General features: G+C 40.8%; 9 protein-coding genes and 1 tRNA gene. 2 read left to right on the top strand and 8 right to left on the bottom strand.

The annotated features are described in order from the left end of the window. The first annotated feature begins 56 nt into the window (after positions 1-56). Complete coding sequence (locus ACX0HA_RS08580) at positions 57-923, top strand: cupin-like domain-containing protein (RefSeq protein ID WP_458844854.1); 867 nt, start codon at positions 57-59, stop codon at positions 921-923. Positions 924-1385: 462 nt separating this feature from the next. Then, positions 1386-7229 (top strand): Ig-like domain-containing protein, encoded by a 5844-nt coding sequence (locus ACX0HA_RS08575; protein ID WP_458844853.1) that lies wholly within the window; start codon positions 1386-1388, stop codon positions 7227-7229. Positions 7230-7336: 107 nt separating this feature from the next. On the opposite strand, the gene ACX0HA_RS08570 is transcribed toward ACX0HA_RS08575, so the two are convergent. The 8 genes from ACX0HA_RS08570 to murC form a co-directional block, all read right to left on the bottom strand. Then, on the bottom strand, positions 7337-8110 hold the full coding sequence (locus tag ACX0HA_RS08570; RefSeq protein ID WP_458844852.1) for a phosphatase PAP2 family protein: 774 nt from the start codon (positions 8108-8110) through the stop codon (positions 7337-7339). Positions 8111-8201: 91 nt separating this feature from the next. Continuing rightward, on the bottom strand, positions 8202-8843 hold the full coding sequence (locus ACX0HA_RS08565; protein WP_458844851.1) for a hypothetical protein: 642 nt from the start codon (positions 8841-8843) through the stop codon (positions 8202-8204). Between the two features lie 519 nt (positions 8844-9362). Then, positions 9363-9436: transfer RNA gene (locus ACX0HA_RS08560), tRNA-Arg, on the bottom strand. 75 nt (positions 9437-9511) lie between these two features. Continuing rightward, complete coding sequence (locus ACX0HA_RS08555) at positions 9512-9961, bottom strand: GatB/YqeY domain-containing protein (protein ID WP_458844850.1); 450 nt, start codon at positions 9959-9961, stop codon at positions 9512-9514. 89 nt (positions 9962-10050) lie between these two features. Beyond that, positions 10051-12045: a cell division protein FtsZ gene (ftsZ, locus tag ACX0HA_RS08550; RefSeq protein WP_458844849.1), complete on the bottom strand. Its 1995-nt coding sequence runs from the start codon at positions 12043-12045 to the stop codon at positions 10051-10053. A 13-nt stretch (positions 12046-12058) separates the two neighbouring features. Beyond that, on the bottom strand, positions 12059-13468 hold the full coding sequence (gene ftsA, locus ACX0HA_RS08545) for a cell division protein FtsA (RefSeq protein WP_458844848.1): 1410 nt from the start codon (positions 13466-13468) through the stop codon (positions 12059-12061). A gap of 4 nt (positions 13469-13472) precedes the next feature. Next, positions 13473-14195: a cell division protein FtsQ/DivIB gene (locus tag ACX0HA_RS08540; RefSeq protein WP_458844847.1), complete on the bottom strand. Its 723-nt coding sequence runs from the start codon at positions 14193-14195 to the stop codon at positions 13473-13475. Next, a complete protein-coding gene (murC, locus tag ACX0HA_RS08535) occupies positions 14182-15531 on the bottom strand; it encodes a UDP-N-acetylmuramate--L-alanine ligase (protein ID WP_458844846.1) in 1350 nt (449 codons plus the stop codon). Before murC ends, ACX0HA_RS08540 begins: the two co-directional genes overlap by 14 nt. Positions 15532-15591 lie beyond the last annotated feature (60 nt).

Below are 15591 nucleotides of genomic sequence, written 5' to 3'. Positions count from 1 at the left end.
TTTTTAGTACATTTGGGTAACACCAGTAGTGATTAACACTTTATTCGCACCGTACTATGAGTTTTGAATATATAGAAATTGAAAGGGTTGAGAAATTAACCAAAAAAGAGTTTATAGAAAACTACTATAAGCTTCAAAAACCGGTCGTTATAACGAACCAGATAGAAGACTGGCCTGCCTTTACCAAATGGGATTTTAATTTTTTGAGAGAAGTTGCCGGAGATAAGATCGTGCCCCTATATGATAGCCGAAAGACGGATTATACTAAAAAAGTCAATGAACCTGACTTTAAAATGACAATGGCTGAATACATTGACATCCTTGAAAAAGGCCCAACCGACCTTCGGATCTTTTTATACAACCTTATGAAAGATGTACCGTCTATGAAAGACGACATGAAATGGCCTGACCTGGGATTAAGACTCATTAAAAGCCTGCCTTTGGTTTTTTTTGGCGGTCAAAACGCTAAAGTATTCATGCATTATGACATTGATTTCCCTAACATCTTCCATTTTCATTTTTCAGGAGAGAAGCAATGTGTTCTTGTAGATCCCAAAGAAACCAAATACATGTACCGCCTACCTTATTCATGGATATGTAACGAGGATATAGACTTTGACAATCCTGATTTTGAAAAATTTCCGGCATTGAAAATGGTTAAACCTTACATCACCAACCTTAAACACGGCGAAATGCTCTACATGCCCGAGGGCTGGTGGCATTACATGAAATACCTGACACCGGGATTCTCATTAAGCTTACGATCACTCGCAGGAAGGCCTTCAAATTTATTAAAAGGATTAGCCAATGTAACATTTAACCGCTACTATGACAACTGGATGCGCAAACGCAAAGGCCAGGCATGGCTCGATTACAAAGACCAGGAAGCCATTCGAAGGACAAATGCCCAAATAGGGAAATAAAAAGAAACCCGGAACTAAATATTCCGGGTTTTCTTTTATCTAAAATTTAAATACACCACCATCATTACCTTCTGCTTTCAAACCACCTAAGTTCAATAGTATCAGAGCAAATTGCTTATAAAGCATAATTTTTAAAATTATTTTTTTTAAAGCCTATCCTTTTCTGTTAGTCAATTTTTAATTAGCTCAAATTATATAAAACGCAAGACCTATCGTGGTTTACGATCATTACCCCTGTAATTTCACAAAAACATAATGTTTTTATTGTCAATAGCTTGTATATACAATGAATTTTAACAAGCATCAGTCTATGTAAATAAATTCACACCTGTATGTAATATTGTGATATTTTAACATTTACTAAAATACGTAAATTTTTATGTAAAAATTGTATTTAATTTACATTTTTATAACACGCAAACCTAAATAAAAGCAACCTATTAACATTATTATCGAATTTTTATGAAAGTAAAATTACCTTACTGGTTTAGCAAATTCCTGCGGCCGGAAAACAAATCATCCGTTGTATCCGGATTTGTCATGGCAGTACTCCTGCTTACCGGCCTCAATGGATGGTCACAGTGTGCTCCTGTACTGTCAGGCACCAGTAATATCACAGCTACTACAGCAACCGTAAACTGGAATGCTGTGCCCGATTTACCTGCAACTACTTATACTCTTGAAGTATATACTAATGCCGGACTAACGGCCTCATTTGGCAATTACCCCAATGTAGCAGCCACAAGCTTTAACCTTACCAACCTGGTTAACAACACTATCTACTACTACCGCGTCAAAACAAATAACGGAACGTGTACTGATTTTTCTGTAACAGGAAGCTTTACAGCCAAACTTGGCTATACACCACTAGATGTTACAGGATTTAGCGCCGACGTAATTGCCAATGGTGTTGGACTGGCCGATGCATCCTCTACCCACTCAGTAGATAGCGGTTCAGCCAATAACGCTTATCTATGCATAGATTATAAGCCACTCGCAACTTCACCTACTTTAAACTATGGACTACCTGTAAACAGGACACTGAACAGCCCTAACATTACGGGTTTACAATATGTATTAGCCAACTATAGCGGAAGTAATTCATTGAGGTTATCAGCTACTAATGACTTTGGTGTGCTTACGCTTGCCCAGCCACAAAAGCTTACTGATCTATATTTAGCGGTTGCTTCAGGAGACAATGAATCACAGATTAGTGTCGAAATTCAGTTTGCCGACGGTACATTCCAAACAGCAAACGCCATAGCAGTAACAAACTGGGATAGTAATCCCGTTGCACCGGCTGTAACAATAATAAACAATATAGGAAGAGTCTCCAGAGCCAGCGGAACCCCATCAACAGGCATATTTAAAATATTCCAGATTGGCATTGCCGTTGATGCTACAAACCATTCAAAACTTGTAAACGCTATAAAAGTTACCAAAACATTCTTAAATAGTTCCGATTCAAGAATACCAAACATATTTGCGGCATCGGGTAAATTAACACCTAACTGTCCTGTAGTTACAGCCTCAGCAACAACACTTCCAAGCTTTACTTCAGCTACCTTCAACTGGGCATTAGCTACATTAGGGACAAATGGAGCTACAGCTGCTACTTATGAACTTGAAGTATACACCGATGCAAACTTCACAACACCAATAGCAGGTTCACCTTTTACAAACCTTACAGCTACATCTCAGGTTGTGAACGGACTTAACCTCGATACAACCTATTACTTCAGGGTTAGAGGAACCGGAGGAACTTGTGTTGGAGACTATGCAACAGGAACTTATACACATGCCTATTGTACACCTACAACTACAGCAACAACCAATATCAACAATATAACTAATTTCACTACAACCGGTGGATATTTAAATATATCTAACACGTCCGGAATTGCAACATATACAAACTTTACGAACCAGATTGTTGCCAAAGAAGCCGGAGCATCTTTCAGCTTTACAGGTGTTAAAACAGTAAATACTACCAGAGTAACAATTTATGTTGACTGGAACAAAGACCTTGACTTTGTTGACACAGGAGAAGCTGTTTATACCTTAGGAACAAACTCTAACGTAAACTTTTCCGGCAACATCCCTGTTCCTCCCGGAACACCTGACGGACTTTACAGAATGCGTGTACGCTCAAGCAGCTCTACAGCGATCACCCCATGTGGCAGCCTCACGAATGGGGATACTGAAGACTACACCCTTATGGTGGCAACGCAGCCTGCAAACTGTGTAAAACCCGCTACACCTACACTTGCCATAAACAGCCCTACAGCTTCATCACTTACCGTAACTGCATCGTCTGCAACTGCACCTACTGGATACCTACTGGTTCGCGGTACACAACCAGTAACAGGAGCAACCCCTACTGATACTACAATATATACTGTAGGCACACCATTAGGTTCGGGCACTATCGTTTCGATAAGCACATCACCAGCATTTACAGATTTTTTAGCCTCTAACTCACGTTTCTATTATACTGTATATGCTTATAATTACGGTGGTACAACTTGTCTTGGCCCAGTATATAGCGACCCTGCAACTGTAGATGGTATTACTTGTGCAAAACCTGTACAGATTGCAAACGCAAGTAATATAACAAGTACTTCGGCACTTCTTAACTGGTCTTCAGTAGTTGGTAATAATGGTACAGCTGCAACATATAGAGTCGAAGTTTATACAGACGCAGCCATGACCACTCAGTTTGGCACAGCTCAAACGGTATCTTCTCCTGCTGCAAGCTATGCCCTTACCGGCCTGACTAACGGGGTTACTTATTATTACAGAGTTAAAACACAAACTGCAGCATGTTTTAATGATGCATGGTCTGCAACTGCAAGTTTCACAGCACAAAACAACTATACTCCATTTACCGTTACTGGCTTTAATGAAGACGTTGTTGCTAACGGAAACGGTATAGCAAAACTATCTACAACAAATGACATTGACGCAGGAAACAATGCATATATGTCAATTGATTATGAAAGAACAGCAGGTGCTGTTACTACTGCCGGTCTACCAGTTAACAGAACCCTGACTTCAATTTCAGTTCCTGCACTGAATTTCTTATTTGCCGACTATTCTGCCAGCAATTCATTACGATTACCGGCGCAAAACCAGGTAGGGACCCTTACACTGGCGGCTCCTAAAAAACTAACAAATGTTTATCTTGCCCTAACTTCAGGAGGCGGCGGTTCTACAATCTCATCCAGAGTAATTTTTCAGGATGGTACATCTCAGACACCGGCAACATCAACTACTGTTATAGACTGGTATCAGGCAGGTACAACAACGCAACCTGCTCTTATAAGCAATATTGGACGCGCAAACAGAGCTGATAATGTTGGAGTACCCGACATAGGAAATGCTAAAGTCTTCTATGTTGACATCCCTATATTAGCAGAGAATCAAAACAAAGAAGTTGCATCAATAGAAATCACTAAGACATCTACCGGTGCTACTACACCAGTTCCAAATGTATTCGCAGTTTCAGGAAAGCAAATAGACGAATGTCCTGTTTTGGCGTCAGCAATACCTGTACCTGCGGGTAATGATGCAACACTAAATTGGGCTTTAGCAGCTGGAAGCGCTGCTGCAACATCCTACACAGTAGAAGTATTTACAAATGCGGCCTTAACCGCACATGTGACAGGATCTCCATTTACTGTAAATAGCGGAACAACTCTTAATGTAACGGGCTTATCAGCATCTACGCAATACTACTACAGAGTAAGGGCGGTCAATGCAATTTGTAGTTCGGCATATCAGGCAGGTACTTTTACGACTACCTGTGTTGCTCCGGCAGCTCCAGCCGCATCACCTACTCAGGCTTTATGCGGGCCTAGCACTGTGGCTAACTTGATTGCCACTCCAGTAGCCAACGCTACACTAAACTGGTATGATCTTTCTACAGGAGGCACAGCACTTCTTTCGACTGCTGCACTTACATCTGCTAATTATTATGTTTCACAATCTTTAAATGGTTGCGAAAGCCCAAGAACTACAGTTGCTATAACTGTTACAACATTAAACGCTCCAACAGCTGCTGCGCAAACTGTTTGTACAGGTACAACATTTAGCCAACTTGCTGTAACAGGTGCTACTGGCGCAACATTTACATGGTCGGCTACACAGGGAGGAACGGCTATTAATGGCAACACGGCTGTAACTCAAAACACTTACTTTGTAACGCAAACGCTTAACGGATGTACGAGTCCTGCAACATCTGTAGCACTTACAATTACTACAGTAAACGCACCTACAGCTGCTGCCCAGACACATTGTGCAGGCATCCTGTTTAACCAATTAACAGTAACAGGCGCAACAGGCGCAACATTTACATGGTCAGCATCTCAGGGTGGAGCTGCCATTACAGGCAACACTACTGTTGCTTCAGGCACTTACTTCGTTACACAAACAGTTGGAACGTGTACCAGTGCAGCCACACAAGTCGTTGTAACTATCAACACTACACCAGTTCCTACGGCATCTGCTCAAACATTTTGTATTGGCGCGACAGTACTTAATCTTTCGGCAGCCGGTGCAACAGGCGGTACACTTACATGGTCAGACACTCAGGCTGGAGACCCTCTTGCTACAACTGTACAGCTTGTTTCGGGCACATACTTTGTAACACAAACCCTTAACACATGTAAAAGTACACCGGTACCGGTAACTGTTACGGTTAATTCAACTGCTGCACCTACTGCTACTGCAACACAAACATTTTGTATTGGAGCAACTGTAGCAAATCTTACTGCTACAACACTTACGGGAGCTACTTTTAAATGGTCGGCAACTCAGGGTGGCGCAGCATTAGTATCTACAGCTGCACTTGCATCGGGAACTTATTACATAACACAAACACTGAATACATGTGAAAGTACAGCTACAGCAGTAACAGTTGTGGTAAATAGTACTGCTGCTCCTACAGCTTCACAACAATTCTTCTGCACAGGAGAAACAGCGTCACAGCTTTTGGCAACTACACTACCTGACGCGACAGTAATCTGGTCAGCTACAGAAGGCGGTGTTGCTCTGGCTTCAAATACTGCTCTTCAAACAGGCACTTACTATGTAAGGCAAATAACAAATGAGTGTATTAGCCCAAGCACAGCCGTATCGGTTGTTGTTTATACTACCGCTGCTCCCGGAGCAGCAGATCAGCCATTCTGTGCAGGTGCAACAGTTGAAAATCTTATTTCAGACACTACCACAGGCGCAATCGTGAAGTGGTACTCAACCCTAAACGGTAACGTACTTGATGGATCAACACTTCTTGAAACGGGAACATACTATGTAACGCAAACACTTAATGACTGCGAAAGTACAGCTACAGAAATACAGGTAACAATAACTACAGTTACTGCGCCGGACGCACAGGCACAGCCATTCTGTACAGGCGCAACAGTTGAAGATCTTGTTGTAAATAACATTTCAGGATCAACTGTAAAATGGTATTCAACAGAAGGTGGAAATGTTCTTGGTCAGGCCACAGTTCTTGCAACCGGAACCTATTATGTTACTCAATCAATTAATGATTGTGAAAGTACTGCAACAGAAGTTCAGGTTACAATAAACGCAGTTGATGCACCAAACGCACAGGCTCAGGCATTCTGCGAAGGAGCTACAGCAGAAGAACTGGTAGCTAATGGAGAAACCGGAGCTATTTTTACATGGTATGCTACACTAGGCGGCCAGGCAATTACAAACAGTACAATACTGCAGTCCGGCACCTACTATGTTACACAAACTGTAGGCGAATGTACAAGTACGGCTACAGAGATAACCGTTACAATTAACGACATACCAGATGCTCCTTCGGGATCTGCGACACAAAGCTTTGAAGAAGGCGATACAATTGCAGACCTTATTATAACTACTATCAGTGGAGCAACTGTTCAGTGGTATACATTGGCAGGCAACACGTATACTGAAGTGAACACAGATACAGTTTTAGAGGATGGCGTAACCTATTATGTAAGCCAGACAACCGAAACATGCGAAAGTGATTATTTGGCAGTAACAGTTAGCCAGGTAGCAGGTAGCAACGAATTCAAATTTGGACAACTTTCTGTTTCTCCTAACCCTACTAAAGACATTGTAACGGTTTCAAACAGCGTTACTATATCTAACATAAAAGTAGTTAACTTACTGGGTCAAACGGTAATTGAACAAACGGCAAATGCCGATACGGTTCAGGTCAACCTTTCAAGCATTGCATCAGGAACATATATCCTGCAGGTAAGCGGTGAAGGTTCTTCCAAAAGTGTAAAAGTGATTAAACACTAATACCTTTTATTTAAAAAAATTTAAGGCTGCCCTATCCGGGCAGCCTTTTTTATTATTAAGATCAGGATCTTATGAAAGCCAAACCTCCTATAGATTTCCTGACACTATCAAAATTTAATAACAGCACTTAATCCTCCCTGTTGTCCATTATAAAATGGGGCGGCCAACAATGAGTATTTTTTCTCTTCCTTAGAACCAAAAAGCTGTTTCTGAATAAATGGATGAAGCCAATAGGCCACTTTAGTGCTCAATATTCCTATTCCCGCACCTGCAGCTACATCGGTGAGCCAGTGTCTGTCGTTATATATTCGCAGCATACCGGTACCGGCAGCAACAATATAACCTCCTACCCCATACCAAATAGAAACATCCTTATATTCCTGCCATAAAATCTCTGCACCTGCAAAAGCAGTCGCCGTATGACCTGACGGAAAAGAATTATCGGTGCTGCCATCCGGACGCTCAACCTTAGATAATGATTTTAGTCCCATTACTGAACCCGTCATTATAAGATATGAGGTAGCCGTTATAACAGTAAGATCCCTGTAATTATGTTTTCCTTTTATACCGGCCAGATTAAGCGCATATACAGATGCAACCGGCACATACCGAGTATAGTCATCTATTGTTGTACCCTGCTTTACATGCTCATCAACTTCGCTTTTAATAGTTGTATTGATGCTTTTAACCTCGCTGCTTGCAAAGCCAAGAACGCCATAGGTTATCAATACCGATGGCACGATCAATTGCATGTAAACCGAATTCTTTTTTTGCGCCAATGATTGGTTCACCAGCGTATCGTTACCAAAAATTATTGTTTCCTGGGCTGAAGTTGTCAAAAAGAACAATAATGGTACCACCCGAATAATCCATCTCTTCATTAAATAGTCCTCTCCATGTTTAATACACATTAACGGACTATTAACCAATAAATTATTGAACGTTAAATTTTTAACACTCTCTTACGTTCGATCAGATCGTTCCTCTGAATGCAGAATATAATTCAAGAGTATTATTGATAGACAAAAACTGTTCTTTCGAAAAAACAATAATCTTATTGTAATGCCTCCCTATAATTTTCACTTTTGCTTCCCTTGCTTTGCTTAAGGCTCTGATTATATCAATATTATTTGCGTTTACAGCTTCATCAAACCATTCGCAAACCTTGCCGGGATTACCAACATTCAACTCAATACTCTGAGGGCTGTATTCGTATACTTTTCCATCAACTAAAAATTGGCATTTCTTATAAAAAAGCCATTCTTTGTGTTCAATTTGCATACGTACCCTTAAATTTGAAACAGAATCGTTTATGCGTTCAAAGTAACAGTAAATAGCATCCCCTTTAGGTTTTTCAGGTGAATCAGCAGGTACATAAGTTAATGTCCCATTAGGATCAAACTCGTCTTTTTTTATTTTAAAAAAAGGTGAGAGTCTTTTAAATGCCGCGCTATCAATCAAAATTTCCCTTTCAACAATTGAAAAAGCGCTTTTTTTAACAATGGTTACACGATCAGATCTATGCAGTGACTGATTATTGTTTTTACCAATAATGTATACTACTGCAATAATCACCGAAAATAAAACCATGGTAAGTTTTTGGTGTGTTTTCATTCTAGGCTATATTTAGATAATCCAAGGTTACCATAAAAATCATAGACCTGTAGTTCCCCACGCAGAGAAAACAAGCATAATCAGTTATAGTAAACAATTTAATCCGGACTAAGCCGGCAAGTTAAACGTATAGATATCCCCGGGGGTAAGGCTACCCTATCTATAATCCCAAATATCCTTTTAAAAGAACATTTAAGATTCATGTCATTTGTGAACCACAAACAACAACAATCAAATTCTCATCAAGTTGCCCGACACTTTAATGAGAAAACAAAAATCTGCTAGTCAAGTTTTTAACACCCAAATATACATATTTTAATTTTATTTTAACATTTTACTACAATAAATTATTGTTAACTGGATTTTATAAAACCTAGCACTAAAAGCTAACTCTATTGTAGTCTGTTATTCACAAATAATTAGCTGCACCCATCCCTAAAGCTCAGCTTTGAAAATAAAGACAAAGCCCAAAAAGCAGAGCTTGCTCTATGCTTTTTGGGCTTTGTCTTTATTTATTCGTGACCTCAGAGGGATTCGAACCCCCAACCGCTGGAGCCGAAATCCAGTGCTCTATCCAGTTGAGCCATGAGGCCAGTTTTAGATATTTAAATTGTCGGATTTTTAGACTGAACTTAATAGTCTAAAAATCCAACAACCCAACTATCTGTTTATGCTAGTGATCTTTTCACAACGTTAGAAATGGTTTTGCCATCAGCACTACCGGCAAGCTCCTTAGAAGCCACACCCATCACTTTACCCATATCCGCCATTCCTGAGAAACCGTTTTCAGCAATTATTCTCTTCACAACTGCTTCAACTTCTTCTTCACTAAGTTGCGCAGGAAGGAATTTTTCGATTACAGCAGCCTGCTCAAGTTCCGGATCAGCAAGATCCTGACGGCCCTGCTCTATGTATATAGTAGCACTGTCCTTGCGCTGTTTTACCAGTCTCTGAAGTAGTTTTATTTCGTCTTCCTGAGATAGCTCTGTCGCTGCACCACTTTCGGTCTGCGCAAGCAATAATGCCGACTTAACAGCTCTTAGTGATTCAAGTGTAACTGTATCTTTTGCTTTCATGGCAGTTTTGATTCCTTCCATGATATCGTTTTGTAAACTCATAGTTTATATATTAAATATGGCTGCGAAGATAAAAAAATAACCCGAAAACATCATTATGTTTCCGGGTCAAAGGTTCACATTTGGGTTAGTTAATCTACATTGTCATGCAGGAACGAGTTGTTAGAACGCAACTGTAAGTCGTCGTTACTATCTGTTCCTAAAGACAAGCGCGATTTGCTATTATCAACATGGGAATCGTTAAGATCGATACCCATTCTCTTGTATGCCGGTTCTTTTTCAAACTCATCTACACGTGAAGAACTGTTGTGGAATTTATAATTAAACTCCTTCATTTTCCTTCTTCTTTCCTCTGCCCTTAAGCGAAGTGTTTCTTCAATGGTCATCTCCATTGGAGTAAGCTCTTCATTAGCTGCATATTTAGCCGTATCTGCCTCAGGCGCAGTCTTCATAGTAAGGTTCATCTCAGGAGCTATCGGCTCTTCAACTTTAGCAACAGGCTTGGAATCCAGTAGTTCAGTTTCTTTTTCAAGGTACTCCTCAAGCGAATATCTCACTATTCCGCTTTCATTAAGTTCAGTCATCGGCACAACCTGCACCGGCTCGTTTACTTTAATATCACGCGTTTCTTCATTAAGGCTGAAAAGTATTTTTTCTTCTCTTCTTATATTATCGGTAGAAAGATCAAAAGAGAACGTAAACTGGTCTTCTTCTTTTTTAGAAACCACTACAAACTCAGGCTCGAACACTTCAATCTCTCTTACATCCCTGATTTCTGTTATTACCGGGCTGCCTATTATTGGTTCCGGCATGAACGGTGCCGGAGCTATAGCCGGCTCAGGCGAAACGATCTCAAAAAACACGTCAAGGTTATTGATGTATTCTGAAGTTGGAAGCTCAATTTCTGCAACTTCAGCTATTGGCTTTTTTTCTTCGATCTCTACCTCCTCCTCAAGCGAAAACACGATCTTTTCTTCAACAACCGGCTCAGATTTTATTTCCGCTTTTGGCATTTCTGCCGGTGCGGCAAAATCAAATGCAGGCACCATTGGCTTATGGCTCAGGTCATGAACAAGACGCTGTCCTTCCTCAAGTGCATGAATAATTTTCTTAGGCTCAGTATTTACAATCTCATTTTGTTGCTCTACATTAAAACCTGTAGCAATAATAGTTACAGCAACAGAATCTCCTAACGTTTCGTCTTCACCAACACCCATGATGATGTTAGCATTATAGCCCGCTTCCGTCTGGATGTGGTCATTAATCTCTCCAATCTCATCGATCGTGATCTCACTTGTACCCGAAACAATCAACAACAATACGTTTTTAGCACCTGTGATCTTGTTATCATTCAATAACGGAGAGTCAAGAGCATCAATGATTGCGTCTTTAGCACGGTTATCTCCTGATGCTATAGCAGACCCCATAATAGCAGTACCGCTATTAGAAAGTACAGTTTTAGCATCTTTAAGGTCAATATTTTGAGTATAGTGATGTGTAATTACTTCGGCAATACCTCTTGAGGCAGTTGCCAACACTTCATCCGCTTTAGAGAAACCTGCTTTAAAACCAAGGTTACCGTAAACTTCACGAAGCTTATTATTATTGATAACGATTAAAGAGTCAACCTGCTTTCGCAGTCTCTCAACACCCGATAACGCCTGTTCAGACCTTACCTTACCTTCAAACTGGAAAGGTATGGTAACAATACCCACCGTAAGAATATCTCTTTCTTTAGCAAGCTGTGCAATAACCGGAGCAGCACCTGTACCGGTACCACCGCCCATACCTGCAGTAATGAATATCATCTTAGTATTGGTATCAAGCATTTTCTCGATATCCTCTATACTTTCTAAAGCAGACTGCTGCCCCACTTCCGGGTTAGCACCAGCACCAAGTCCTTCGGTCAGGTCAACACCTAACTGAATCTTATTCGGCACAGGGCTGTTTTGCAAAGCCTGTGAATCTGTATTACAAACAATAAAATCAACACCTTTGATCCCCTGCTTAAACATGTGGTTTATCGCGTTGCTTCCGCCCCCGCCAACACCAATCACCTTGATTACGTTTGATTGATTTTTGGGTAAATCAAACGAAATGCTTCCAAATTCTGAGTTGCTCATCATATCAATCGGGTTTTTATTCTGCGTTATCTAAAAAATCTTTAATCTTATCAATATACTTGTCAAAAAATGACCTTTTCACTTTCTTTTCAGTTGACTCCTCTACACTGGCAGCCGGCTGATGTGCCGCTACCGTTTCCAACACTTCTTCTTCATATAGTGCCTGAGTCGGGTCGGGCGCCACTACCGTATTTATTATCGGTTGCGGCCTGTAAACAGGCTCGGCAGGTTTTTGCAACTCTACCAATGGCGTAGCACTTTGGGTATGATTGCGAAGACTGTTCATTACAAGCCCAACTGCCGTAGCATATAACGGACTTGAAATCTCCTCATCAGAATTACCCGCAAGGTGCTCGTTAGGATACCCAATCCTGGTATCCATACCTGTAATATACTCAACCAGTTGCTTTATATGCTTAAGCTGGGCACCGCCTCCTGTAAGCACAATACCTGCAATAAGTTTTTTACGCGGATCTTCATGCCCGTAAGCTTTTATCTCTGCAAACACCTGCTCAATTATCTCTACCACACGTGCATGGATAATTTTCGACAGGTTCTTAAGCGAAATCTCTTTAGGTTCGCGGCCACGCAGACCCGGAATAGATACAATCTCGTTGTCTTTATTTTCTCCCGGCCATGCAGAGCCAAATTTTACCTTAAGCAATTCTGCCTGTTTCTCTATAATAGAACATCCTTCTTTGATGTCATCTGTAATTACATTGCCTCCAAAAGGAATCACAGCCGTATGGCGAATGATACCGTCTTTGAATATTGCAAGGTCTGTAGTACCACCTCCTATGTCGATAAGTGCCACACCTGCTTCTTTTTCTTCCTGGCTTAACACAGCATCAGCTGAAGCCAATGGCTCTAACGTCAAACCTGAAAGATCAAGTCCTGAACTTTTTATGCATCGTCCAACGTTCCTAATCGATGATGCCTGCCCAACTACAACATGAAAACTGCTTTCCAGCCTGCCTCCATACATACCGATAGGCTCTTTTATTTCATGCTGGCCGTCAATTTTAAACTCTTGCGGAAGAACATGAATGATCTCTTCTCCCGGAAGCATTGCCAGCTTGTGCACCTGGTTTATAAGCAAATCGATATCAGCATCACCAATTACTTCTTCAGGGTTATTCCTGCTGATGTAATCACTGTGCTGTATGCTACGAATGTGCTGTCCTGCAATACCTACCACCACATCGTTTATTTTATAACCACTATCAGCTTCCGCATCCTGCACAGCCTGTTGAATCGACTGTATAGTCTGCGTAATGTTATTAACAACACCTCTGGCCACACCAAGGCTTTTGGATTTTCCAACACCAAGGATCTCCAGTTTCCCATACTCATTTTTCCTGCCGATCATCGCAACAATCTTTGTCGTTCCGATGTCTAAACCTACTGCAATGCTGTCTTTTTCCATAATCCTATTTTTTGGTGCACACAACCTGTTGTGTAAACTTCAGATTTATTGTTTTGTACTGTTCAATCAATGTATCCTTTACTGCATCCTGGAGGAATGCCTTATAGTTATTAAATTTCTTCTCGATGTTTATAGGCCTGCCAAACTGAATCTCATAACCATAATTCCTCGTTTTCATTTTCAGTCCGCCTGTAGGCGCCACTTCCATCCCAATAATATTTTTCTTCAGGAAATTATCATCGTTGATATAATTCAGCAGCTTGTTCAGCCGTCCTTTTTCAATACTATCCAACATCCCTGTCACGATCGGCACCCTTGCGGTATACGTTTCAGACAACGGCATTTTATCTCCTCTCGAATCGATATAGTATGAATTTCCCCCGTCAAAAATTCTGGCTACGGGCTTTCGCTGCGAAATTATCGCCTTCAATTTCCCGTCTACCGTAGCGTAAACCTCTGCCTTGTCAATCATTGGGTTTTTGTCAAGGGATTTTTCCACGCTATTCAAATCTAATTTATCTTTCCGAATGCTTTTTATACTGCCGAAATTTTGTATCAACAAGTTATTAACTTTCTCGTGCGTTATAAAGTCCTCAGCCTCTTTGAATTCAATATCCGCTTCTTTCAGCATCCTGTTTTCGTTCCGTTGTGACGAGAAAGAATACAGAAAAATCGCCGCGCCCAAAATGAGCACTAATCTGACGTCATTCCAGTTAATTTTTTTCATCCAAAACTTTTTTAATTTCAGGTACCATTTCACCAATATCACCCGCCCCAATAGTCACAATTACATCTGCATCCGACATTTTAAGCAATGGGATAAGATCCGTTTTTGCGATTAGCTTTTTGTTCGGGTTTTCAATCTTTTCAAGCAACCATTGCGAGGTAACTCCCTCTATAGGCAGTTCGCGTGCAGGATAGATATCCAACAGCACGATATTTTCAAAGGCAGACAGGCTTTTAGCAAACCCGTCAGCAAAATCCCTTGTGCGACTAAACAGGTGCGGCTGAAAAACAGCAAGCACTTTTTTACCAGGATACAGTTCTGAAACCGCCTGATACACCGCGTTTATTTCTGTAGGATGGTGTGCATAATCATCTATATACACCAAATCCTGTTTTTTTATCTGGTACGAGAATCTCCTCTTAACTCCTTTAAATGTTTCCAGCGCTTTCCTGATATCATCAGATGGCACTCCGTAGGTTCTTGCCATCGCAAATGCAAGCAAGGCATTCGTCAGGTTGTGATGCCCCGGAAGACTAAATTTCAGATCAGTAATCGTTTCATAAGGCGTTACGACATCAAACACATACCAACCATTCTCAATGCGGATGTTTGTTGCCGAAAACTGACCCTCATTAACCCCTACAGTTATACCTTCTAGCGGAAGGCCGTTAGTTACAAACAGATGATTTTTATCCTCAACTTTATCGGCAAATTCTCTGAACGACGCTTCTATAGAAGCTGTATCGCCATAAATATCAAGATGGTCTGCATCCATAGAGGTAATGCATGCAATATTCGGGTGCAGGTGCAGAAACGAACGATCGAATTCATCTGCCTCTACCACTGTTATCGTTTTACCGCTTCCTATCAGATTAGAATTGTAGTTCTCAACAATACCCCCTAAAAAAGCCGTAACATCAAGTCCGCTTTCATACAATACATGCCCAAGTATACTCGACGTTGTTGTTTTACCATGAGTGCCCGCTACCGCAAAGCAGTAGGTATCTTTGGTAATAATCCCCAATACCTCTGCACGTTTCTTAACCACAAAACCATTGTTTAGGAAATAATTCCATTGCAAATGATTTTTTGGTACTGCAGGCGTTACTACTACCAGCGTATTTTCTTTATTCAGATAAGGAAGCCCTATAAGTTCTACTTTATCGTCAAAATGTATTGCAATTCCTTCAGCTTTCAACTCATCAGTAAGATGAGTAGGAGTTTTATCATAACCGGCCACATTTTTGCCTATGAACTTAAAATAGCGGGCCAGGGCACTCATCCCGATGCCTCCTATACCCACAAAATAGACGTTATGTATTTGGTTTAGATCCATTCTTCTTCAAGTTTCTTAGTTACTGAGAGGCTTAGGTTCTTAGGTTTATCGGGAACCGGC

The organism is Flavobacterium hauense (genome assembly GCF_054457175.1).
Note: the sequence above shows the minus strand (reverse complement) of the source record. Positions and strands in the feature narration are given on the sequence as shown.